Below are 23009 nucleotides of genomic sequence, written 5' to 3'. Positions count from 1 at the left end.
TCAGGGAACGCTGCCGGGCGCCACCTCGGCACCAGGGGGCACCGGCGGCGTGGGCGGGATGGCCGGCAGCACCTGGGGTGCCGGTGCGCCGGCTGCGGCGGCTCCGCAGGCATGGCAGAAGCGCGCGAACGCGCTCTTGCGCGTGGTGCACACGCCGCAGTGGTCGAACAGGCCGATGCCGCAGTGCGGGCAGAAGTCGATGTGCTCGTTCTTCAGGTCCACCGGGCGCTCGCAGCCAGGGCACACGCTCTTGGCCAGGCGCGCCAGGGCCACGTCGTAGCTCAGTTCCTTGCGGCGCTCCTGGTCGGGCAGGGCTTCGGCCAGCTTCTGGCGCTCCAGGTAGCGGTTGAGCGCCAGGATGGCATAGCGGCCGATCAGCACCGTGATGCCGATGCCCACCACATAGCGCACATAGCCCCCGTAGCTGGGCAGGTAGGGCACGAGCTCCACGAAGAAAGCGAACAGCGCGAAGAAGATGAAGCCCCAGACAAAGGGCCAGTAGGTGCCCTTGCGCTTCTTGACGAACAGCCAGCCGGCAATGGCCAGGAGCGGCAGGGTCAGCGCCAGGCGGTACAGGAAGACGCGCAGCTCCAGCTTGCGCTGCTCGACCGACATGCGGTCATAGCCCTCGCGCTCCATCTCGCTCTGGCGCTGCTGGGCGGCGCTGGCGGCCTGGCGTGCGTCGAGCGCGGCCTGCTGCTGCGCCTCGACCGCCTGCTGGGTCTTGCGCTCGGCCTGCTTGAGCACATCAAGCTTCTGGGTGCGGGCGATGACCTCGGGGTCCTGGTCGGCACGCTGCGTGGCGCTGCGCGTGGCCAGCCAGTTGTTGAAGGTCTCGCGCTCGGCCGCGCTCTCGCTGCGTGCCTTGCTGCGCTGCAGCTGGGCCTGCTGCAGCGCGGTCTCGGCATCCTCTTCGGCCTTGCGTGAGCTGCGCACCTCCTCGCGCACGCGGTCATAGGCTGCCTTGTCGACGAAGTCCTCGACCACCAGCTGCTTTTCCACCTGGGGCAGGTCGCCAACAATGGTGCCGCCCAGGCCGATCAGAAAGCCCGCGAACACGAAGGCCACCAGCCACAGGCCGCGGCGGAACCATTTTTCGGACAGGCGCAGCGATTTGCTCATGGGCACATCTCCGTCGTGTGGGCAGCCGTCAAGGCATCGTGGGCAGGCGCATTGTCACTTGAGCACGAGCGTGGCTGGCGCAGCGCCCAACTGGGCGCGCTGCAGCCACACGAGCATCGAATCGACGGTGACGGTCTCGATGCGGTCCGAGAAGCGCTTGTCGTTGGGGTGGTCGTCGAAGGCGATGTTGGCCGAGCCCACGCGCCCGCCCATGCGGGTCAGCGGCCCGATCTTGAGCGTGGTGGGCTCGTAGCCCTTGAACTTGAGCCAGGCCTGGGCCTGCTCGCGCGAGTTCACGGTGGCCGGCTCCATGGCGGCGGCCAGGGTTTCCAGCGCCCATTGGTTGGACTGCTGGTACTTGGTGCCCCAGACGTAGCTCACCATGCTGTAGGCGGGCTGGTTCAGGGCCTTGGTGCGGCCCTTGTCCTGCAGCAGCACCAGCAGGCGCTGCTGCACCTCGGGCGTGGGCACGGCCCACACGGCCTCGTAGCGCCACAGGTCGTCGAGGAAGAACTCGCCCAGGCCCTGGCGGTAGACATGGCCCACGGCGGTGCCGCATTCATTGAGCTTGTGCGCCACGCGCCAGGGGCCTTCGGGCGTCTTGTAGGCCCAGCCCAGGTGCGAGTAGCGCAGCCCGTACTTGCTGAGGTCCTGGCCCGCGCGGCCCAGCATCACGACCTGGGCACCGGTCGCGTCCAGGGCCTGGGAGGTGCGCTCGGCCAGCTGCATGCCGCGCTCAATGCTCTTGGCAGGGGGCGGCTTGGCCGCCTCGCAGGAGCGGCCGGCATGGGCCTCTGTGGCCGTGAACAGGGCAGCGCCGGTCAGCAGCGCCGCGCCCAGGGCCCAGCGCAGACCGGCCGGGTGCAAAGCAGTGGTGGTGTGCATGGCTGCGACCGTCCTCACAGGCGCTCGTTGTACAGCAGGGCCCGGCCGATGGCATTGGGCACGAAGGCCAGGGCCTCGCCGGCCACCGACAGCACCACGCCCGAACCGATCACGGTGCAGACCACCACGGTGCCCACGGCGTGGGCCGAGGCACCGATGCCACGGCCCAGCACTTCGACACTGACGCGGGCGCCGTCCGAGGCGCGTTCCAGCACATACACGGTACCGACAGCCGACACCTCCACGGCGCGCACCGAGAGCACCGCGCCACCGACCGACAGGGCCGCGGGCAGGGCCACCACGGCGCCGGCGGCGGTCGAGGCGACCGAGGCCGTACCGACCACGGAGGCCACGGGCAGCAGGGACAGCGCGGCCGAGGCCTCGCTCTGGGCGCGGGCCGGCACACTGGCCAGGGCCGCGAGGAAAGTGGCGGCCAGCAGCGTGCGGGCCAGGGTGCGTTGCAGGGTTCTCATGGTCATTCACTCCTCAGAGGTGGGCGCCCCCGGCACCCGGTGTGCCGGGGAATGGCATTCCAGACACGGGCAGGATCAGCTATTGCTGTTCTGGGAAGCCGACTGGGCGGCTTCGCGGCGGCCCTGCAGGCGGGCTTCGAGCAGGTCGGCCTCGTGGCGGTCACGCAGCATCTTGGCCAGCGTGAAGGCGGTGGTGATCAGGTACAGCCAGCTCACCCCCAGAAAGGCCTTGTAGGTCACGTTGATCTCCATGCCGAACAGGCCCCAGCCCGTCAGGCCCATGGCGACGGCGAAGCCGCCCCACACCACCAGCTTCCACATGGGCGTGTCGCCAGCACCGCGGCGTGCCGCACTTTCGTTGTCCCGCACAAACTTGGCCAGCACGAAGGCGGCCGAGAGGCAGAACACATAGCCCATCACCATGAACGCGCGCTCCAGCTGTTCCCCGGGCAGCCAGGCCAGGCCGACTGCGCACAGGAACACGGCGATGCCGAACGAAATCCAGACCTGGAGCTGCCAGGCCTTGGTATCGCGCTGAACGAGAACGGGAGATGCTGACATAAGGGTGGTGTGGCCCTGGGGCCGTTGTTGAACACGGAACGGATGGTCGCAAAGCACCAGCCGGCTGTCCGCATTGAACCACCACAGTGGCGCTGCACCATCTCCTCGGTATCGTTTTACGGTACTTGGTCACACTTTGACACCCTTATCCGAGCCAAAAGTTGCTTGTAAGCCACCAACGGCAAGCGCCTGTGCGACAGGCGCAGGCATCCTGGTCTTCGACAATCCCGGCCACCACGGGCCTGCCTGCCCTACCGAATCTCCTGGAGAACCGCCATGACCAAACCCTATGACATCGTCGTCCACGGCGCCACCGGCTTCACCGGCCGCCTGGTGGTGGAATACCTGCTGCAGCGCTACCCCGCCGGCAGCGGCCTGCGCTGGGCCATGGGCGGGCGCAGCGCCGAGAAGCTCGCCTCCGTGCGCGACGAGTTGGGCGCCCCGGCCGACACGCCCCTGGTGGTGACCGACAGCGCCAGCGCAGAAAGCCTGCAGGCGCTGATGGCGCAGACACGCCTGGTGCTGACCACCGTGGGGCCCTACCAGCTCTACGGCAACGAGCTGGTCGCCGCCTGTGCCGCCGCGGGCGTGGACTATGTGGACCTGTGCGGCGAACCAGCCTGGATGCGCCACATGATCGATGCCCACGAGGCCACGGCCAAGGCCAGCGGCGCGCGCATCGTGTTCTCGTGCGGCTTCGACTCCATTCCCTTCGACCTGGGCGTGTTCATGCTGCAGCGCGAGATGAAGGTGCGCTACGGCCACCCCGCGAGCCGCGTGCGCGGCCGGGTGCGCAAGCTCAAGGGCACGTTCTCGGGCGGCACGGCCGCAAGCCTGCAGGCCACCATGGCCGCCTCGGCCGCCGACCCCAAGGTGCTGGAGCTGCTCAAGAACCCGTTCTCGCTCACGCCCGGCTTCGAGGGCCCGCGCCAGCCCACGGGCCACAAGCCCATGGAGGACGAGGCCTTGGGCGTGTGGGTCGCGCCCTTCGTGATGGCGGCCATCAACACGCGCAACGTGCACCGCTCCAATTTCTTGCTGCAGCACGCCTATGGCACGGACTTCGTCTACGACGAGATGCTGATCACCGGCCCGGGCGAGAAAGGCGAGGCCATCGCCAATGCGGTGGCGGGCGACAAGTCCATGGGCTCCAAGGAAGGCCCCAAGCCCGGCGAAGGCCCGTCGCGCGAGGAGCGCGAGGCGGGCTCCTACGACGTGCTGTTCCTCGGCGAAGATGGCCAGGGCAACACCCTGCGCGTGGGCGTCAAGGGCGACCGCGACCCAGGCTACGGATCGACCAGCAAGATGATCGCCGAGTCCGCCGTCTGCCTGCTGCAGGAGGCTGCGGCCACGCCGGGCGGCATCTGGACCACGGCGCCCGCCATGGGCGAGCCGCTGATCGCGCGCCTGCAGGCAAATGCCGGGCTGAGCTTCGCGGTCGAGGCGAACTAAGGGCCTTGGAGGTCAGAGGGCCAGCGGCAGCTCCGTGGTCGACAGCACGTTGCGCAGCACCATGAAGGAGCGCACCTGGCGCACGCCCGGCAGGTAGATCAATTGCTCTGCGTGCAGGCGGTTGAAGCTGTCGCTGTCGCGCGTGCGCACCAGCATGAAGTAGTCGAACTCGCCCGTCACCACGTGGCACTCCATGCAGCCCGAGATCTTCACGGCGGCCTTCTCGAAGGCCGCGAAGGACTCGGGCGTGGAACGGTCGAGCACCACGCCGATCATCACCAGCATGCCGGCCCCCACGGCCTTGGGGTTGAGCAGCGCCACCACCCCGTCGATGAGCCCCAGGCGCTTGAGCCGCTCCACACGGCGCAGGCAGGCGGGCGGGCTCAGGTGCACCTTCTCGGCCAGGGCCACATTGGACAGCGAGGCATCGCGCTGCAGCAGGCGCAGGATGGCCTTGTCGGTGCGGTCCAGGTCATCGGTGACCGCGGCGCTCTCAGGCGCACTCTTGCTGCGAACTTTTGTTGCGCGCATGGTTTGATTTTTGGAATCAATGGTTTGTTATTGGAATTTTCACATACCAAATCTCCGAAATTCAATCCATATTCACAACCACGTTAGCCACGGCTTTTCCTACGATGGAGGCATTGCAGGCAAGGCGCCACCGAAGCGCTCCTGCAACGGATTCCCCCTCTTCCATCGCCTACGAGAGCCGCCATGAACCTGCAGAAATTCGCCCGCCACCCGCTGACCTTCGGCCCCTCGCCGATCACGCCGCTCAACCGCCTGTCGGCCCACCTGGGCGGCAAGGTGCACCTGTACGCCAAGCGCGAGGACTGCAACAGCGGCCTGGCCTTTGGCGGCAACAAGACGCGCAAGCTCGAGTACCTGATCCCCGAGGCCATCGCGGGTGGCTACGACACACTGGTGTCCATCGGCGGCATCCAGTCCAACCAGACACGCCAGGTGGCCGCCGTGGCCGCGCACCTGGGCATGAAGTGCGTGCTGGTGCAGGAGAACTGGGTCAACTACTCCGACGCGGTGTACGACCGCGTGGGCAACATCGAGATGTCGCGCATCATGGGTGCCGACGTGCGCCTGGATGCTGCGGGCTTCGACATCGGCATCCGCCCCAGCTGGGAGCAGGCCATGGACGACGTGAAGAAGGCCGGCGGCAAGCCCTTCCCCATCCCCGCGGGCTGCTCCGAGCACCCCTATGGCGGCCTGGGCTTCGTGGGCTTTGCCGAAGAGGTGCGCCAGCAGGAGAAGGAGCTCGGCTTCCAGTTCGACTACATCGTCGTGTGCTCGGTCACGGGCAGCACGCAGGCCGGCATGGTGGTGGGCTTCGCGGCCGACGGCCGCGCGCGCAAGGTGATCGGCATCGACGCATCGGCCAAGCCCGAGAAGACCCATGCCCAGATCCTGCGCATCGCGCAGAACACCGCCCAACTGGTGGAACTGGGCCAGGACATCACGGCCGAGGACGTGGTGCTGGACACGCGCTACGGCGGCCCCGAGTACGGCCTGCCCAATGAGGGCACGCTCGAAGCCATCCGCCTGTGCGCGCGCCAGGAAGGCATGCTCACCGACCCGGTGTACGAAGGCAAGTCCATGCACGGCATGATCGACATGGTGCGCAAGGGCGAATTCCCCGAAGGTTCCCGTGTCCTGTACGCGCACCTGGGAGGGGTGCCGGCGTTGAACGCCTACAGCTTTCTTTTTCGCAACGGCTGAACGCAGCGAGACCGAGGCACAGCGCCTGGCGCGACTGGCAGGCCTCTCCGTGATCTGATCGTCTCAGTTATTCATGGCGCTGCGCGCCACCCGCATCGCATGAAACTGGCGCAGCCCAAGCCAGTGCCCCCGTGCAAGGGCCGCCCCGCCGCACTGGGGGCGTCCCCCTCCCGAGTCGCGCAGCGAGTCGAGAGAGGGGCTGAGGGCCGCGGCTCCAAGCCTGCCCGCGCAGGCTTGGACGTGCCCGAAGAGCCAGCGCCTCTGGCGGTGGCACCGAGGCGCGAAGCGACTCAGGGGGTGCTTCACTTCAAGCGCGCAGCCAGGCCAGCATGTGCGGGTAAGGCGCCACGCCCAGGGCAGCTGCCTGCCCGGGCGATGCGGTGAGCCCCGCCGCGACGAGCCCTGGCAAGCCCGGGTACACGCCCAACTCGAAGGTGGTGCGCAGGCCCGCAGATTGACCATGGTAGCCGCCGTCATGGAACAGCACGGCGGACGGCAACTGCAGGTGCAGCAAGGCGGCCCAGGCCCACACGGTGGCCTCGATCTCGCCCCCGTGCGGCACAGGGGGCAGTTCGGCCAGCGCATCGTCCATGCCGCCGCGCAGCGCCGCAGGCACCACGGCCAGGTGCCCCGCTTCATGCAGCAGGTCACCCGGCCAACGCAAGCGGTCCAGGTCCACCCGCAACCCACCCTGCGCGATGCGCAGGCCGGGCAGGAAGCTGTCGGCAGGCACCTCGGCCTCGGTCACCGCCAGCCCGATGTCATGCAGGAAGGCCATGATGCGGCGCGCCAGCACAATCCGCTCCGGCACCTCCAGGTGGTTGTCTGTGCCCTGCATCAGGCGGCCAGCAGATCGGCCACGCGCGAGCGCAGGGACGCGGGCTGCACCTCGGCCGCAGGAACCGCATGGCCCACATTGAGCCCCACGCGGCTGTAGAAGCCGCGGCGGAAGGGGCGCACCATGGCACCGCCCTGCTCGATGCGGCTGAAGTACGAGCCCCAGAGGTTGGTCAGCGCCATGGGGATCACGGGGGCGTGGATGCCCTCTTCGCGCGCCCGGTCGATGATCTTCATGATGCCGCCCTTGAACTCCTGCAGCTGCCCGTCCTTGGTGATGCCGCCTTCGGGGAAGATGGCCAGCAGATCGCCTTCGCGCAGCACCTGGGCCGCGCGCTCGAAGGCGGCTTCGTAGGTGGCGGGGTCTTCCTTGTAGGGCGCGATCGGGATGGCCTTGGCCAGGCGGAACAGCCAGCCCAGCAGCGGCACGCGGAAGATGCGGTGGTCCATCACGAAGTAGATCGGCCGCGGGCTGGCGGCCATGAGCAGCACGGCGTCGACAAAGCTCACATGGTTGCAGGCCAGGATGGCGGCACCGGCGGACGGCAGGTTCTCGTCGCCCTGCACCTTGAAGCGGTAGACGAAGCGCGAGGACACCCAGGCCACGAAGCGCAGCAGGTACTCGGGCACCAGCATGAAGATGTAGAACGCCACCACCGCATTCGCCAGGCCGGTGAACAGGAAAATCTGCGGCACGGTGAAGCCCGCGCCCAGCAGCGCGCCCGCGATCAGCGAGCTGGCGATCATGAACAGCGCGTTCAGGATGTTGTTGGCGGCGATGATGCGCGCGCGGTGCGTGGGCTGGCTGCGCATCTGGATCAGCGCATACATGGGCACGCTGTACAGGCCGGCGAACAGGCTCAGCAGCGCCAGGTCGAGCATCACGCGCCAGTGCGGCGCCTGGGCCAGGAAGGTGCCCAGGCCCATGATCTCCGCAGGCGGCAGGCTGCGCGCGGCGAAGTACAGGTCGATGGAGAACACGCTCATGCCGATGGCGCCCAGGGGCACCAGGCCGATCTCGACATGGCGGCGCGACAGCACCTCGCACAGCAGCGAGCCGATGCCGATGCCCACCGAGAACACCACCAGGAGCAGCGAGGCCACCTGCTCATTGCCGTGCAGCACCTCCTTGGCGAGGCTGGGGAACTGCGACAGGAACACCGCGCCGAAGAACCACATCCAGCTGATGCCCAGCAGCGAGCGGAACACCACGATGTTGCCGTGCGCGAGTTTCAGGTTGCGCCAGGTTTCGGTGATGGGGTTCCAGTTGATGACCAGGCCCGGGTCGGTGGCCGGTGCCGAGGGAATGGCCTGCGCCACCAGGCGGCCAAGCAGGGCCAGTGCCACGCAGGCAATCGCCACCGTGGTGTGGCCGATGCCGGGCAGGGCCACCAGCAGGCCGCCGGCCACATTGCCCAGCAGGATGGCGACGAAGGTGCCCATCTCCACCATGCCGTTGCCGCCGGTGAGCTCGCGCTCGGTCAGCACCTGGGGCAGGTAGGCGAACTTCACCGGCCCGAACAGCGTGGAGTGCATGCCCATGAGGAAGGTGCACAGCAGCAGTATGGGAACGTTGCCCGCCACGAAGCCCACGGCCGCCACCAGCATGATGGCGATCTCCAGGTTCTTCACGAAGCGGATCATCTTCGTCTTGTCGTACTTGTCCGTGAGCTGGCCCGAGGTGGCCGAGAACAGCAGGAAGGGCAGGATGAACAGTGCACCGATCACCAGCCCGGCCATGGCCGGCGGCAGCCAGCCCACGCTGAGCTGGTAGGTCACCATCACCGTGAAGGCGAACTTGAACAGGTTGTCGTTGGCGGCACCCGAGAACTGCGTCCAGAAGAAGGGGGCGAAGCGGCGCTGGCGCAGCAGGGCGAACTGGTTGGGATCCTCGTGGCCGCCATGGCCTGCGTGGACGCCGGGGCTGCCGTCCAGGGGGCGTGCGCCCGCAGAAGGGGTCTCGGTGCTCATGCGTCTCTCCTCGTTGGCATCTTGGTATGTAGGAACGGCATTTCAGGCGCTGCCACCGGCCCGCTTGCGGACCGGTGCTGGGCGCCATTCTGCCCGGTTGTGGCGACAGGGCCATGGCCTGCGTTGCGTGGCAGCGGGCCCGCCAGTGCGGACAGCACCGGCAGGGCCGCGGCGGCAGCCGCCAGGTGCTTGAGGCTGTGGCCCGATACCCATTGGCCCGTGGCCTCCAGGATGGGGTGATCGGCCGCCTCGAAGAGCTTGGCCACCGCATAGAAACCGATCACTGCGCCCAGGTGCACGGCCAGGGTGCCGGCCCGGCGCGGCAGGGCTGCCAACGCCAGCACCACCAGCATGCCGCCCAGTTGCACCACGGCCCAGGGCAGCACATTGCCCGACAGGGCCCACCACAGCACGGCCGACGTACCACCCAGCAAGACGGCGCCCGCCGTGGCGATGCCGGCACGCTGGCTGACGCGTCCCGCCGCTGCCAGCCCGAGCAGGCCCGCGAACGGCAGCACCATGCCCAGCCGGTCCCACATCAGCCCGAAGTCGCTGGGGCGCCAATGGTAGAAGGCCGACCCTGCCGCGGTGCAGACCAGGCCGGCAAAGAACAGGCCCGCCAGGGCCCGTGAGACGCCCTCCACTGCGCCCGATGGCAGCCGGGCCAGCCACGCCAGGCCCAGCGCCCCGGCGATGGCAAACGGCAGATTGCTCAGCACGTCGAGCGCGCAGGGAATGCCCAGCAGCATGCGCTGGTCGGCAAAGCCGTGCTGGTGGGCACTGTCGTGCAGCACCGGACCGAACACGGCCAGCGCCAACAGCGCGCAGGCAGCGAGCAGCAGCGCGGCCTCCGGGCGGGACAGGCCCGTGGCGCGGGGAGGAAGTGGCAAGGGCATGGTGCGGGTTCCGGGAGTGGTTGGTGGTGCGCAGTGTGGGAATGCCGAGGGCGCAAGCGGTACCGAAATCTGTGCAAAGGGCTGCCAAATGCACCGCAGGTACCGATAATCGATACCCATGAGCACCACCGCCGACCTCGTCACCGCCCTCAAGAAGGAACTCAAGACCGCGCAGATGACCTACGCCGACCTGGCGGTTCAGCTGGGCATGGCGGAGTCCAGCGTCAAACGCATGCTGGCCAAGGGAGACATGCCGCTGTCGCGCATCGACGCCATCTGCCGTGCGCTGGCGCTGGACTTCGCCGATCTGGCGCGCCGCGTGGCCGAGAGCCAGCCCCTGCTCAAGGAGCTGAGCCAGGAGCAGGAAAAGGCCGTCGTGGCCGATAAACGGCTGCTGCTGATGGCCATCTGCGTGCTCAGCCAGTGGACGCTGGAGCAGGTGACCACCACCTACCGCCTGTCGGAGGCCGAGGGCATCAAGTACCTGGCGCAGCTCGACCGCATCGGCATCATCGAGCTGCGCCCGCTCAACCGCTACCGGCTCAAGCTGGCCAAGACCTTCCGCTGGCGCCCGCACGGACCGGTGATGAACTACTTCCGCGAGCACGCGCTGCTCGACTACTTTGCGGGCGGCTTCGACGGCGCGGGCGAAGGCGTGCTGCTGGTGCACGGCACCATCAGCCGCAGCCTGGCGCCGGCCTTCATGGAGCGCATGCAGCGCGTGGCCCAGGACTTTGCCCAGCAGCACCTGGCCGACCAGAAGCTGCCGCCGCGCGAACTGGAGGGCTACACCCTGCTGCTGGCGCTGCGCAGCTGGGAGTTCGAGGCCTTCACGGGGATGCGCCGCTAGACGGCCCTTCGGAAAAGTAAAAGAAACTTGACATTGCGCCAGAGCTCGCCACAATGAGTAAAGCAAACTTTACATCGAAGGATTTCCGCCATGCATGAGCAGCCTCCCTTGCTGGAACAACTCGGCTACCTGACCAAGGTGCTGGCCGGGGTTCTCGTCCTGATTCTTCTCGGGCTTGCGAGCCTGGAGCTTCCCTCGCTGTCGCGGCCTGCAGGCCAGTGGGCGGTGCTGCTGCTGGCCGCAGCGTCAGGGCTGCTCGGCTGGGTGGCCCTGGGCCGCTTGCGCCGGCTGGATGAATTGCAGCGCCAGATGCATGGCCGCGCATGCCAGTGGGCGCTGGGCTTCGGCCTGCTCGCACTGCTGGCCGCATCGGCGTTGCAGACACTGGGGTTCAGCCCACCAATGCATCCCCTGGTGCTGGCGGGGACCCTGGTCGCCGCCTGGGGCGTCGGCCTGTGCATCACCCACCACCGCTTGAGCTGAACATGGCGCGCATCCTCGTGACCGGCGCCGCCGGCTACCTCGCCTCGTGGGTCGTGCAGCTGTTCCTCGCGCAGGGCCACACCGTGCACGCCACCGTGCGCAGCCTGCAGGACGCCCGCAAGACCCGGCATCTGCAGCGCATGGCCCAGGAGCACCCGGGCCGCCTGGCCCTCTTCGAGGCCGACCTGCTCAGCCCCGCCGGCTTCGACACGGCCATGGCCGGCTGCGACACCGTCGTGCATACCGCTTCGCCCTACCGCCTGGGGCCGGTGGCGGACGCCGAGAAGGAGTTGATCGGCCCTGCCACCGCCGGCACGCGCCACGTGCTGGACGCGGTCAACCGCACGCCCTCGGTGCGGCGTGTCGTGGTCACGAGTTCCATCGTGTCCATGTTCGGCGACAGCGCCGAGCTGCGCGACCGTCCTGGCCATGCCTTGCGGGCCGACGACGTCAACCGCAGCTCGACCGCGCAGAGCAACCCCTATGCGCTGTCCAAGACCCGGGCCGAGGCCCTGGCCTGGGAGATGCAGGCCCGGCAAGCGCGCTGGACCCTGGTCAGTGTGCACCCGGGCGCGATCTTCGGCCCCTCCCTGTCGGACCGGGACGATGCCACCAGCGTGCAGATGCTGCGCCAGTTCCTGGACGGTTCGTTCCGCCAGGGCGTGCCCCGGCTCTGGCTGGGCATCGTGGACGTGCGCGACGTGGCGCAGGCCCATGTGGGCGCTGCGCTGGGCGACCATGCCGCGGGCCGCTACATCGTCGTGGGCGAAAGCCTGCGCCTGCTGGAGATTGCCGAGCTGCTGCGCGCCACCGGAGTGGCCCCGGGCGCGAACCTGCCCCGCAAGGAAGTGCCCAAATGGCTGATGTGGGCCATTGCGCCCATGGCCGGCATGACGCGCGAGTACGTCCAGCACAACGTCGGCCACCCGCTGAACTTCGAGACCGCGCGCAGCGTGTCCGACCTGGGCGTGCAGTACCGGCCCGCACGCGCCACCCTGGGCGAGCATGCCCGGCAACTGACCGCAGAGGCCGCTCCCGGCCGCTGAACCCCCTTCCCCTGCCGCCATGCGCAACCACCTCAAGACCCTGCGCCAAGACCAGGGCATGACCCAGCAGGCCCTCGCCGAGGCCCTGGGCGTCAGCCGCCAGACCGTGCACTCCATCGAGTCCGGCAAGTACGACCCCAGCCTGCCGCTGGCCTTCAAGATCGCCCGGCTGCTGCAGCGGCCGATCGAGCAGATCTTCCTGCCCGACGACTAAGACCACTCGACACCCGGACGTGCCCGGAAGGGGGTGGTGTTGACGGGTTAAACAAAATTTACTATTCTTTAAATCATTGAATTCCTTGATTTAAGGATAGCAAATTGAAAACCACCCGACAGCAGCAGGACGAGACCCGCCGCCAGATCGTGGCCAGCGCGGTCGATATGATGACGCGCCAGGGCTTCGATGGCACGACGATGAAGGACATCGCGCGCGCAGCCGGCATTGGCGACGCGACGATCTACAAGTACTTCCCCACCAAGGACCGCGTGGTGCTGGGTTTTGTAGATGAAGCCGTGCGCGGCGCGCTGGCCGACACCCTGGCCACGCCGGGCCTGGCGGACTATGGCTTGCAGGAAAAACTGCAACGCCTGACCGACGCCCTGCTCGAACGCCTGCTGCCCGACCGCGAGTTCGTGGCCGAGGTGATGGCCCTGGCCCGGCGCTCGCCGCTGTCCATGCTGGCCGAGCCCCTGGCCTCGCGCCAGGCGCTGCGCGAGGCGGTGACGGACTTCATCAGCGCGGCCGAGGACAGCGGCGAGATCGAGCCCTGCGACTTCAAGGGCGTGGCCAGCGGCCTGTTCGGCGACTACCTGGCCGGCGTGGCGGCCTACTGGCTGGCCGACACCTCGGACGAATTCGCGGAGACGACGCAGCTCGTGGACCTGTCGCTGGGCGTGCTGGTCACAGCGCTGCGTGCGGGCCTGGTCAACCGCGTGCTGCAGCTCGGCGGCTTTGTGCTGCGCAGCCAGATGGCGCGCTTCATGCAGCACGGCAGCGGGCTCATCGGCGTGCTGCGCATGGCCAAGGCGTCGCTGGGAGACAGCGCCGCTGCGGGCCGGCCGCGCAGGCCCGCACCTGCTCCGGCCCCTGCCGAACCGGCCGCCAAGCCCGCCCGCAAAACCCGCACCCGCAAGGCCGCACCATGACCGCTTTCCGCACCATCCACGCTACGCCGCTGCCCGCCGGCAGCGTGATCGAAGCCCGCCTGCCCGGCGCCCAGTTCGCCGACTGCTACGAGACCACCGACACCGCGCCAGGCCACAGTGCGCTGCAATCCTGGCTGGACGTGGTGGCCCGCACCCCGGGCTGGACGCGGACGCTGATGGCGCTGCGCAACCGCCTGGTGCGCCTGGTCGGGCTCAAGGGCCTGGGCCAGCTGAACGATGGCACGCGGCGCGACGCCAGCGGCTACCGCGTGGGCGACCGGGTGGGCATCTTCGAGATCCGCCACCTCTCCGACCGCGAGGTGGTAATGGGGCAGGACGACAAGCACCTCAATGTGCAGGTCTCGCTGCACAAGCGCATGCAGGGCGGGCAGGCCGTACTGGCCCTGGGCACGGTGGTGCACATCCACAACCCGCTCGGCCATGCCTACATGGCCGTGGTGGCGCCTTTTCACCGCCGCATCGTGCGCGCCATGCTGGCACGGGCATGACGCGCAGCGCCAAGGCCCCGCGCACCGGCGCCCTGGCGCGCGGCACCATCACCAGCGTGGCGGCCGCACGCCTGGGCCTGGCCCGGCTGGGCGAACGCATGCGCCCCGCCGGCGCCGACGCGGCCGCAGAGGCCGATGCCCAGGCACGCCATGAGGCGGCCATGGGCCGCATCCTGTTCCAGGCCATGGGGCAGCTGCGCGGCACCGCCCTCAAGGTCTCGCAGATCCTGAGCATGGACAGCAGCTTTCTGCCCGAAGGCGTGCGGCGCGAGCTGGCACGCGCCTGCCACCAGGCCACGCCGCTCAACCGGGCGCTGGTCGGGCGGGTGTTCCGCCAGTCCTTCGGGCAGGAACCCGAGGCCCTGTTCACCCGCTTCGAGCCCCAGGCCTTTGCCGCCGCCAGCCTGGGCCAGGTGCACCGTGCCGAGCTCGCGGGGCATGGCCCCGTGGCGGTCAAGGTGCAGTACCCCGGCATCGCCACCACCATCGCCTCGGACATGCGCCTCTTGCGCACCACCCTGCGCGCCCTGGCGCACAGCGACCTGCCCCTGCCTGGCGATGTGGTGGTGGAGCGCGTGCTGGAGGAGATCGAGCGCACGCTGCTGCACGAGGTGGACTACCTGCACGAGGCCCGCCAGCTGCAGTGGTTTGCCGAGCATGCGGCGCTGCCGGGCATCGTGCTGCCGCAGCCCATCGCCTCGCACACCCGTGCGCAGGTGCTGACCCAACAGTACCTGCACGGCCTGCACCTGGCCGACTGGCTGCGCACCGACCCCACACAGGCGCAGCGCAACCAGGCCGGCCAGTGGCTCTGGGACTGGTTCATGCATTGCACCTTCGGCCTGGGCCACATGCACGCCGACCTGCACCCGGGCAACTTCCTGTTCCTGCCGGACGGGCAGCTCGGCGTGCTCGACTTCGGCTGCACGCGCCAGCTCTCGCCGGCCTTCCGCAGCGGTGTGCTGCAGGCCTGGCGCGCGCTGCTGCAACCCGCATCGCCCGCACGTGACCAGGGCGTGCTGCAGGCCTATGGGGCACTGGGGCTGGTCGATGCATCGCTGGACCTCGCCACCTTCACCGGCGAGCTGATGCCCGCCCTCTCGATCATGCAGGCCTGGCAGACCGAACCCTTCACCGCACCGGTCTTCGACTTCGCCGGCAAGAGCCGGCCGCCCGCGCCCGTGGCGGCGCAACAGAAGGTGCTGGCCCGGCACCTGGCCGCCGTGCCACCGGAGCTGCCGTCGTTCGAGCGCGCCTGGCTCGGGCTCATGCACCTGCTGACCGAAATGCAGGCACAGGTGCACACGCGGGCCGAGTGCTGGATCGGCTGACCATCCCCCTCTCACGCCCCAAGGAGAACCCCATGCACAGCCTCACCCCGACCCTTGCCCTGCTTGCAGCCCGCCCCTGGAAAGGCCGCTGGCTGCTGGCCGTAGCCCTGCTGCACACCGTGGTGGCCGCCTTTCTGTTCGCGCCGCAGTGGCAAATCCTGTGGCAACGCGGTGTATTCAACGCGGTGGCGGGCGATGTGCACATGGGCGCGGCCATCTGGTTCCTGCTGTTCGGCGCGGTACTGGCTTTGCTGGCCTGGGAAGTGACGGCGCTCGAACGCAGCCAGCCCCGGGCCGCGCTGCGGCCCATGGGCTGGTGCCTGCTGGCCCTGGTGGCTGCTGGCCTGGTGCTGATGCCGGTGTCGGGGTTCTGGCTGGTGCTGCCGCCCGCACTTGCGATGCTGGTCCGGTGATGTGACATAAATCACGCTTCGGGAGCGCAAGCCGCCCACCAGCAACACCCGCTTACAACTCTTCGCACAGCCACTACACCGGCTTGACGCAAAAAGTCCACGATCAAGGCTCCGGTTCCGCAAGGAATCATTTCCAAGGAGACCTCCATGGCCCGCATTGCCCTCGCCGCCGCTTCCCTGGCCTTGCTGTCGCTGAGCGCCGTTGCCCCGGCGCTGGCATCCCCCAGCGCCACCGTCGTCATCCAGACCGGCACGCCCTCGTACTACACCCCGGTGCAACGCCCGGCACTTGCCCCTCTGCAGGTTGTGCCGGTGCAGTACCACCACGCACCACCGCCGCCCCGCTACGAGGCGGTTCCACCCCACCGCCGCGGCATGGCCTGGGTGCCCGGCCACTGGGAGTGGCGTGGCGGCCGCCATGTCTGGATCGGCGGCCACTGGGTGCAGGCCCGCCCCGGCTACCACTACCGCGAGCCGCGCTGGGAAGAGCGCGGCGGCCGCCACTACATGCGCCCCGGCGGCTGGGACCGCGATGGCGACGGTGTGCCCAACCGCTATGACCGCCGCCCCGACAACCCTTACCGCAACTGATGGAGGTGCTGCCGCACGCCCTTGGCGCGCGGCCCCTCTCGCCTACAGCGGGCGAGGCCCGGCACCTACAGACCCGGTGCTGCCGCCAAGCCACCATGTGAAGGCGATACGACAACATTGAAGAAGGAGTCACCCATGACCTACAAAACCATCTCCGCCGCCGCCCTGATTGCCAGCACGCTGGCGCTGGGCAGTTTCGCTCCTGTGGCCGTCGCACAGACGGTGGTCATCCAGTCCGGCCAGGTGATCCCCGCCCCGCCCCCACCCCGCCACGAGGTGATGCCCGCGCCACGCCGCGGCATGGTCTGGGAGGAAGGCCACTGGGAATGGCGTGGCCACCGCCACGTCTGGGTGGCCGGACACTGGGTCAAGGCCCGCCCGGGCTACGCCTACCGCCAGCCCACCTGGCAGGAGCGCGATGGCCGCTGGGAAATGCGCCGCGGCGGCTGGGACCGTGATGGCGATGGCGTGGCCAACCGCCATGACCGCGACCGCGATGGCGACGGTGTGCCCAACCGCTACGACAGCAACCCCAACAACCCGCGCCGCAACTGACGCATGACCGGGCCACGGCCCGGCCTGGCTTGCATCAGCAACAAACGCCGCACATTAGCTGCGGCGTTTGTCTTTGCTGCACCTAGAATGGACACCGCAGGAGAGCAAGCGGCACTGCCCGCTTCACCGAAGGCGCAAACTCCCATGCACGCTCAGGTCCCGTACTGCACCATTGATCAAAGCCGTCTGGAGAGCCGCTGCACCATGCAGCGCACCGAAGGAGCAAGCCGCCGCCCATGAGGGGTGCGCGGTGAATCTCTCAGGTACAAAGGACAGGGGGAGCGGCAGCCGGCAGACCTGTGCCCGCTGCGCGCATGCACCCGCATCGCCTGGCCGACACACGTGCGTCCGGCACAGCCCTTTCAAAGGCTTTCAACATGCGTGTGATCGTTCTTGGCGCCGGCCTGCTCGGCGTGACTTCGGCCTATTTCCTGCAACAGCTCGGCCACGAGGTGACCGTCATCGACCGCCAGGGAGCCCCCGGTGCGGAAACCAGTTTTGCCAACGGCGGCCAGATCTCGGTGAGCCACGCCGAGCCCTGGGCCAACCCCAGCGCCCCGCTCAAGGTGCTGCAGTGGCTGGGCAAGGAAGACGCGCCCCTGCTGTTCCGCCTGCGCGCCGACATGCGCCAGTGGCTCTGGGGCCTGTCCTTCCTGCGCAACTGCACGCCGGCGCGCACGCGCCACAACATCGAGCAGATCGTGCGCCTGGGCACCTACAGCCGCGACACGCTGCAGCAGCTGCGCGCGGCCACGGGCATCGCCTACGACCAGCGCACGCAGGGCATCCTGCATTTCTACACCAGCCAGAAAGAGTTCGATGGCGCCCTGGCGCCCGCCGAGCAGATGCGCGCCTTGGGCTGCGAGCGCCAGGTGGTCAGCGCCGACGAGGCCGTGCGCATCGAACCGGCGCTGGCCCATATCCGCCCGCAATTGGCCGGTGCCACCTTCACGGCCGAAGACGAGTCGGGCGACGCCAACACCTTCACACGCGAACTCGCGCGCCTGTGCGAGGCCGCGGGGGTGCAGTTCCGCATGGGCCACCACATCACCGCCCTGCGCGAAGCGGGCGGGCGCATCGACCATGTGGAGGTGACCAACGCCGACGGCCGCTTCGAGCGCGTGCACGGTGATGCCTTCGTGCTCGCCATGGGCTCGTTCAGCCCGCTGCTGGCACAGCCGCTGGGCATCCACCTGCCGATCTATCCGGCCAAGGGCTACTCGGTGACCATGCCGGTCAAGGATGCGGCCATGGCCCACCAGGTGAGCCTCACGGACGACGAGTACAAGCTGGTGTTCTCGCGCTACACCAGCGAGCGCGGCGACCGCCTGCGCATCGCCGGCACGGCCGAACTCAACGGCTACCAGCGCGACCTCAACCAGGTGCGCTGCGATGCCATCGTGCGCCGCGTGGAGCAGCTCTTCCCGGGCGCGGGCGACGCGAGCCAGGCACAGTTTTGGACCGGGTTGCGTCCCGCCACGCCCAGCAACGTGCCGCTGATCGGCAAGACCAAGCTGCCAAACCTGTTCCTCAACACCGGCCACGGCACCCTGGGCTGGACCCATGCCTGCGGCTCGGGCAAGTCGGTGGCCCGCATCGTGAGCGGCCTGGCACCCGAGCTGGACTTTGCGTTCACCGGCATGCCGCAGCGCAGCGCGCCCGGCCTGCTGCCTGCCGCATCGAAGGCCTGAGCGCGCTCCAGCTCAGGGCGCAGCGCCCGAGGCCTTGGCGACGAAGCTCGCCAAGGCCCGCATGTCCTTGTCGCTGAGCTTGTCGGCATAGGACGGCATCACGCCGATGCCCGCCTTCAGCGCGCGCAGCACGCGGTCGGCGTTGGGCTTGAGCTCATCGAGCACGGGGCCGACCTGGCCTTCGGCCCCCGCCGCCTGCAGCGTGTGGCACACGGCGCAGGACGGCTGGATCTTGCCGAACAGCTCCTTGCCCCGTGCGATCTCCGTGGCGTCGGCGGCCCAGCCCACACCAGCAACAAGCGCCAATATGCCCCCCCCGATCCCACGCACGACCCACAGTCCATGAAACTGGCGCGCCCAAGGCCAGCGCCCCCGAGCAAGGGCCGCCCCGCCGCGCTGGGGGCGTCCCCCTCCCGACTCGCGCAGCGAGTCGAGAGAGGGGGAAGGCGCGAAGCGACTCAGGGGGTGCTTCACTTCACGCCACCACCACGGTCACGCCGTGGTCGCGCCAGCTGGTGTTGTTGTAGCCCCCCAGGTTTTCCTCGCGCTGCTCGGGCTGCACGTTGCCAGCCGTATCGGTGGCACGGCTGAGCAGCGCGTGCGAGCCTGCGGCCAGGCGCACGGGCAGCACGAACTGGCGCCAGGCAAAGCGGCCCAGGTCGGGGCCGATGAGCTGGGCCGCCTGCCAGGTCTTGCCGCCATCGACCGACACATCCACGCCCTTGATGCCGCGCGTGCCGCCAAACGCCACGCCGTGCACCTGCACCAGACCGGCCTTGAGCGTGCCCTGCTCGGGCAGGGGGCCGTTGATCCAGGACTTGGTCGTCATCTCCCACACCGAGGGCTGGTCGGGACCGGCCTTGGTGCCCGGCGGCGACATGCGGTAGCCGTGCGACATGATGCGCGCCTGCGACTGCTCGGCCCCGAAGACCACGCGCTTGACGTACTTGATGTTGTTCACGCCCTGGTAGCCCGGCACGATCAGGCGCAGCGGCCCGCCGTGGGCCAGCGGCATGGGCTCGCCATTCATCTCCCAGGCCAGGATGGCATCGTCCAGCGCCTTGATGGGCACCGAGCGCTCGACCACCACGGTGAGCGGGTCCACCCCCTCGGGCAGCTTCTCGCCGCCCGTGCCCGTGAGGTAGGCCGCGCCACCGGCCAGGCCGCCCAGCGCGGCGACCACATTGCGCAGCGGCACGCCGCTCCAGACCACGCAGCCGGCGGCGCCCACGGTCCACGGCGTACCGCTGGGCTTGCTGGGGAAAAAGCCGCGGCCGTTGCCCGAGCACTGCAGCACCGTGGTCACGGTCTCGATGCCGAGCGTGCGCAGTTCGGCCAGGGTCAGCGCACGAGGCGCCTTCACGCCTTCGATGGAGACGCTCCAGGCATCGCGGTCGGCCACGATGGCGGCATCGGGTGCCGGCAGGTTGTTGCGGATGTACAGCTGGCTCGATGGCGTGACCACCCCCGTACCGAAGGCCCCGCGGCGCGTCTCCAGGGTGCTGCTGCTGTGCACGATCAGGCTGCCGGGGTTCTTCCATCCCGCATAGGCGGGCAGCGGCTTGGCCGCTGCTGCCGGCTCGGTCTGGGCATGCGCCCCCCGGGTCCATGCGGCCAGGCCCAGGGCGCTGAGTGCGGCAGCGCTGCCAGTGAGCAGGTGCCGGCGTGGCAGGGTCGCGGGATTCTTCATGGAACGGTCCTCCGGGGGTTGGTCAGGTTCATGTGTTTTTCCGCAGCACGCACCGGTCACGGCGACCGCCAGCAGGCGCGGGGCATATCCCATTCTGGTATGGCAGCCGCGTTTTGCCCTGGGGGTTTTGGAGAGCAGGTGTAAGAAATGGCAACAACCCGCGCAAGGACGTGTGCTTCGTAGCGCCCTGGTGCATATTTGACATTTGGCTGACAGACCTTCGAGGAGAAGCCATGTACCGCACAACACGCCCTGCCCTGCTGTCCCTGTTGCTGCTATCGCTCAGTCCCCTGGCCCAGGCCCAGCTCACGGCCATCGTGGCCGTGGAGCCCACGGCCAAGAAGGCGGCCCACAGCATCCTGCGCAGCGCATTCGAGTCCGGCCTGTCCAAGGCGGCCGGGCAATCGGCCACCGTGGCCACCAGCGAAGACCTGGCCGACGTCATGCGCGCCACGCGCAGCGCGGGCTACGATGTGTTCGTCGGCCCGGCCCAGGTGGCGGCCTCGGCCCTGCAGCGCGGCTACGAGCTCGTGGGCGCCACGCAGAAGTCGGACCTGTACCTGCTCGTGGGCTCGGCCCAGGTGGCCAATGTGGCGGCCATGAAAGGCCAGCGCCTGTACCTGCCCCAGCAGGATTCGATCTACACCTACATGGCACGCGGCATGCTCAATGAAGCCGGCCTGTCGTTCCAGGACCTCAAGTCGGTGCTGCACGAGAAGCACCCGCAGGCCGGGCTCAGTGCGCTGGTGCTGGGCAGCACCGATGCCACCGTGGTGCGCGCCGACGACTGGGCCGAATGGTCGGCCACCCACAAGGGCCAGGCGCGGGTGCTGGCCACGTCGCAGCCGGTGCCGGGCGGCTTCTCGATCGCCGTGAAGAAGGACCTGCCCGCCGACGTCAAGGCGCGCCTGGGCCAATGGTTCGCCTCGGGCTCCAGCGCCGCCGGCCTGAACCCCATCGCCTTGCGGCCCGAAGCGGGCGAGTACCGCCGTGTGGCCGAGCTCGGCCTGTTCACCCCCAACAGCCTGCCTGGTGTGAACCGCATCACGGCGCGCGAAGCCCAGAAGCTGCAGGCCGAAGGCGCCGTGGTGGTCGACACACGCACCGAGAAGGAATTCAAGACCAAGCGCATCCGCGGCGCGGTGTTCGCGGCCTATGTGGAAAAGAGCCTCAAGGACGTGGCCTTCAACGCCGCGCAGGACGACTTCCAGGCCCTGGAGAAGGTGGACCGCAACAAGCCGGTGATCTTTGCCTGCAACGGCGCCGAATGCTGGAAGTCTTACAAGGCGGCCAAGGTGGCCGCCAGCAAGGGCTACAAGACGGTGTACTGGCTGCGCGGCGGCCTGCCCGAGTGGGATGCCGATGGCCTGCCCACGGAAAGCAACGGACCCGCCGGCTAGGGCGCCTGCGCCTGAGCGCCGTCAGGTGAAGACCGTGAGCACCCCGGTGTAGCCGTACAGGTGGTGGCGCGCGATCTCGCCACCGGCAAAGAAGCCGGCCAGCGGCACGTCGCCCAGCGCATGCCGCACGATCTGCAGCTCGGCACTGGGCCCGCCGAAGTGGGGGCCGCCGCGGCCTGAGCAGCTGACATAGATGGCGCCGCGGATGCGCCGCCCACTCTGCGCAGCGGCGGCCGCCGGGCCATGGGCGGCCGTACCGGGCGCTGGCGCCATGGTGCGGCCGGCTTGGTCCTGCGACGCCAGCGGGACGGGTTCCAGTTCCTCGGGCTCCAGCTCCTCGCGGATCTCGGCGCAGATGCGCATCAGGTCGGCACGGGCCGCCGCCACGTTGCGCTGGCAGAAGGCCAGGCGCATGCCGGGCTCCACGCGGTCGCCCAGGGCCACCCCGCGCCGTGCGCCGTCCAGGCCCACGATGTGGCGCACACGGGTATCGGTACCGAAATGGCCCGTGCGCTGCTGGCCCTGGGGCTGCACTCCGGCATCCACCAGCCCGGCCAGCGTGGCGCGCACCTTGCGCAGCGCGGGCTGCGGATCGCCATCGAGCGAGACCTCCAGCGTGTCGAGCAGCACATCGAGTGCGGGCTCGCCATCGAGCTGCAGCACCACGTTCTCGTGCGCCGCAGTCACGCTGCGCAGCGGCCCCACGGGCTGGCAGCCCTGGGTGACGCGCGAGACCAGGGCCACCTCGGCACCAAAGGCCACGCCCGACAGGCCGCCATCGAAGACCCCGCTGGCGCCCCCCTGCCCGGCCATGTTGCCATCGCCACCGACCGCGAACTGCACGCTCGCACCCCGGCTGGCGCAGAGGCCGCCGAACAGGTAGCCGGCCTCGGTGCGCGCAGCCATCTCGGCCAGCAACTCGGTCAGCTCGGGTGTGTGGCCATCGGCATGCACCAGCGCCGTGTGGGCCACGAAGCCGCCCACCGGGTGAAGAGGCAGCGGGGCCACGCCCGAGAACACGCGGTACTGGTCGGGCGGCACGTCGAGCAGCATCACGGACAGCGCAGGCTCGTCGAAATACTCGGCGTTGTTCGCGGCCACGCCCACGCCCACGGTGCCGCTCCAGTCGGTGACCTCGGGCAGTTCGCCGGCCAGGTAGTCAAGCAGGGCCTGGGCCTCGCCCGCATAGTGGTCGGTGATGTAGAGCAGGCCCAGCGTGGGAGCGCCTGCGTACTCGGGCAGGGCCATCTGGGCGCGCAGTTGCGCCAGGGCCAGGGCCGCGGCCATGCGCCACTGGGGATGGGTGGCGTGGCCGGAGGGAAAGAGTTTCATGGTGTGTGTCTTCTCGCAGGCAGGTGCGCGGTGCCCAGCCGCGT

The 23009-nt window shown here is 69.1% G+C and carries 25 protein-coding genes and 1 riboswitch; of the genes, 14 read left to right on the top strand and 11 right to left on the bottom strand.

Annotated elements, in window-relative coordinates; genetic code table 11:
* From HNP48_RS20225 to HNP48_RS20210, 4 genes are all read right to left on the bottom strand, one after another.
* On the bottom strand, positions 1-1122 hold the full coding sequence (locus HNP48_RS20225) for a zinc ribbon domain-containing protein (RefSeq protein ID WP_184860368.1): 1122 nt from the start codon (positions 1120-1122) through the stop codon (positions 1-3).
* A 54-nt stretch (positions 1123-1176) separates the two neighbouring features.
* On the bottom strand, positions 1177-2007 hold the full coding sequence (locus HNP48_RS20220) for a DUF2145 domain-containing protein (RefSeq protein WP_184860366.1): 831 nt from the start codon (positions 2005-2007) through the stop codon (positions 1177-1179).
* A 14-nt stretch (positions 2008-2021) separates the two neighbouring features.
* Positions 2022-2480: a hypothetical protein gene (locus HNP48_RS20215; RefSeq protein WP_409362573.1), complete on the bottom strand. Its 459-nt coding sequence runs from the start codon at positions 2478-2480 to the stop codon at positions 2022-2024.
* 75 nt (positions 2481-2555) lie between these two features.
* Complete coding sequence (locus HNP48_RS20210) at positions 2556-3041, bottom strand: YiaA/YiaB family inner membrane protein (RefSeq protein ID WP_184860362.1); 486 nt, start codon at positions 3039-3041, stop codon at positions 2556-2558.
* 276 nt (positions 3042-3317) lie between these two features.
* Here HNP48_RS20210 and HNP48_RS20205 point away from each other — a divergent pair, with 276 nt between their 5' ends.
* Entirely contained in the window at positions 3318-4493 is a 1176-nt protein-coding gene (locus HNP48_RS20205) for a trans-acting enoyl reductase family protein (RefSeq protein ID WP_184860360.1), read from the top strand.
* 12 nt (positions 4494-4505) lie between these two features.
* On the opposite strand, the gene HNP48_RS20200 is transcribed toward HNP48_RS20205, so the two are convergent.
* Positions 4506-5024: an Lrp/AsnC family transcriptional regulator gene (locus HNP48_RS20200; RefSeq protein ID WP_184860358.1), complete on the bottom strand. Its 519-nt coding sequence runs from the start codon at positions 5022-5024 to the stop codon at positions 4506-4508.
* A 183-nt stretch (positions 5025-5207) separates the two neighbouring features.
* Here HNP48_RS20200 and HNP48_RS20195 point away from each other — a divergent pair, with 183 nt between their 5' ends.
* Positions 5208-6224, top strand: coding sequence for a 1-aminocyclopropane-1-carboxylate deaminase (locus HNP48_RS20195; RefSeq protein ID WP_184860356.1), 1017 nt, complete (start codon positions 5208-5210; stop codon positions 6222-6224).
* Positions 6225-6531: 307 nt separating this feature from the next.
* Here the strand turns inward: HNP48_RS20195 and HNP48_RS20190 are convergent, their stop codons facing one another.
* The 3 genes from HNP48_RS20190 to HNP48_RS20180 are packed head-to-tail and all read right to left on the bottom strand — an operon-like array spanning position 6532 to position 9928.
* Positions 6532-7062, bottom strand: coding sequence for a hypothetical protein (locus HNP48_RS20190; RefSeq protein ID WP_184860348.1), 531 nt, complete (start codon positions 7060-7062; stop codon positions 6532-6534).
* Entirely contained in the window at positions 7062-9032 is a 1971-nt protein-coding gene (locus tag HNP48_RS20185; RefSeq protein WP_260420303.1) for an MFS transporter, read from the bottom strand. The genes HNP48_RS20190 and HNP48_RS20185 overlap by 1 nt, the downstream gene beginning before the upstream one ends.
* Positions 9029-9928 carry a hypothetical protein gene (locus HNP48_RS20180; RefSeq protein ID WP_184860346.1) on the bottom strand — a complete coding sequence of 300 codons (900 nt, stop codon included), beginning with the start codon at positions 9926-9928 and terminating at the stop codon, positions 9029-9031. Before HNP48_RS20180 ends, HNP48_RS20185 begins: the two co-directional genes overlap by 4 nt.
* Positions 9929-10046: 118 nt before the next feature.
* On the opposite strand from HNP48_RS20180, the gene HNP48_RS20175 reads away from it, so the two are divergent.
* From HNP48_RS20175 to HNP48_RS20125, 11 genes are all read left to right on the top strand, one after another.
* A complete protein-coding gene (locus tag HNP48_RS20175) occupies positions 10047-10778 on the top strand; it encodes a helix-turn-helix transcriptional regulator (protein WP_184860344.1) in 732 nt (243 codons plus the stop codon).
* 108 nt (positions 10779-10886) lie between these two features.
* Positions 10887-11261: a hypothetical protein gene (locus HNP48_RS20170; RefSeq protein ID WP_184860342.1), complete on the top strand. Its 375-nt coding sequence runs from the start codon at positions 10887-10889 to the stop codon at positions 11259-11261.
* 2 nt (positions 11262-11263) lie between these two features.
* The gene (locus HNP48_RS20165; RefSeq protein ID WP_184860340.1) at positions 11264-12307 is read left to right on the top strand and encodes an NAD-dependent epimerase/dehydratase family protein; all 1044 of its coding nucleotides are present in this window, start codon (positions 11264-11266) and stop codon (positions 12305-12307) included.
* A 19-nt stretch (positions 12308-12326) separates the two neighbouring features.
* Complete coding sequence (locus HNP48_RS20160) at positions 12327-12521, top strand: helix-turn-helix transcriptional regulator (RefSeq protein ID WP_184860338.1); 195 nt, start codon at positions 12327-12329, stop codon at positions 12519-12521.
* A gap of 104 nt (positions 12522-12625) precedes the next feature.
* Positions 12626-13453 (top strand): TetR/AcrR family transcriptional regulator, encoded by an 828-nt coding sequence (locus tag HNP48_RS20155; RefSeq protein WP_184860335.1) that lies wholly within the window; start codon positions 12626-12628, stop codon positions 13451-13453.
* Positions 13450-13962 carry a DUF2867 domain-containing protein gene (locus HNP48_RS20150; protein WP_184860333.1) on the top strand — a complete coding sequence of 171 codons (513 nt, stop codon included), beginning with the start codon at positions 13450-13452 and terminating at the stop codon, positions 13960-13962. The genes HNP48_RS20155 and HNP48_RS20150 overlap by 4 nt, the downstream gene beginning before the upstream one ends.
* Positions 13959-15293, top strand: a complete 1335-nt coding sequence (locus HNP48_RS20145) for an AarF/ABC1/UbiB kinase family protein (protein ID WP_184860331.1) — start codon at positions 13959-13961, stop codon at positions 15291-15293. Before HNP48_RS20150 ends, HNP48_RS20145 begins: the two co-directional genes overlap by 4 nt.
* 32 nt (positions 15294-15325) lie before the next feature.
* A complete protein-coding gene (locus HNP48_RS20140) occupies positions 15326-15706 on the top strand; it encodes a DUF6463 family protein (RefSeq protein WP_184860329.1) in 381 nt (126 codons plus the stop codon).
* A gap of 147 nt (positions 15707-15853) precedes the next feature.
* A complete protein-coding gene (locus HNP48_RS20135) occupies positions 15854-16297 on the top strand; it encodes a YXWGXW repeat-containing protein (protein WP_184860327.1) in 444 nt (147 codons plus the stop codon).
* A gap of 135 nt (positions 16298-16432) precedes the next feature.
* Positions 16433-16852 (top strand): YXWGXW repeat-containing protein, encoded by a 420-nt coding sequence (locus HNP48_RS20130; RefSeq protein ID WP_184860324.1) that lies wholly within the window; start codon positions 16433-16435, stop codon positions 16850-16852.
* A gap of 176 nt (positions 16853-17028) precedes the next feature.
* Positions 17029-17138, top strand: a riboswitch (glycine riboswitch).
* Positions 17139-17229: 91 nt separating this feature from the next.
* A complete protein-coding gene (locus tag HNP48_RS20125) occupies positions 17230-18543 on the top strand; it encodes a D-amino acid dehydrogenase (protein ID WP_184860322.1) in 1314 nt (437 codons plus the stop codon).
* 12 nt (positions 18544-18555) lie between these two features.
* On the opposite strand, the gene HNP48_RS20120 is transcribed toward HNP48_RS20125, so the two are convergent.
* Both HNP48_RS20120 and HNP48_RS20115 read right to left on the bottom strand, forming a co-directional pair.
* Positions 18556-18852, bottom strand: coding sequence for a cytochrome c (locus HNP48_RS20120; RefSeq protein ID WP_311773847.1), 297 nt, complete (start codon positions 18850-18852; stop codon positions 18556-18558).
* Positions 18853-19018: 166 nt separating this feature from the next.
* Positions 19019-20233, bottom strand: coding sequence for a sulfite oxidase (locus HNP48_RS20115; RefSeq protein WP_184860318.1), 1215 nt, complete (start codon positions 20231-20233; stop codon positions 19019-19021).
* 233 nt (positions 20234-20466) lie between these two features.
* On the opposite strand from HNP48_RS20115, the gene HNP48_RS20110 reads away from it, so the two are divergent.
* Positions 20467-21633, top strand: a complete 1167-nt coding sequence (locus HNP48_RS20110; RefSeq protein WP_184860317.1) for a rhodanese-like domain-containing protein — start codon at positions 20467-20469, stop codon at positions 21631-21633.
* A gap of 21 nt (positions 21634-21654) precedes the next feature.
* On the opposite strand, the gene HNP48_RS20105 is transcribed toward HNP48_RS20110, so the two are convergent.
* Entirely contained in the window at positions 21655-22965 is a 1311-nt protein-coding gene (locus HNP48_RS20105; RefSeq protein WP_184860315.1) for an FIST N-terminal domain-containing protein, read from the bottom strand.
* Between the last annotated feature and the right edge of the window lie 44 nt (positions 22966-23009).

The organism is Acidovorax soli, from assembly GCF_014207955.1.
Lineage (GTDB): Bacteria > Pseudomonadota > Gammaproteobacteria > Burkholderiales > Burkholderiaceae_C > Acidovorax > Acidovorax soli_A.
Note: the sequence above shows the minus strand (reverse complement) of the source record. Positions and strands in the feature narration are given on the sequence as shown.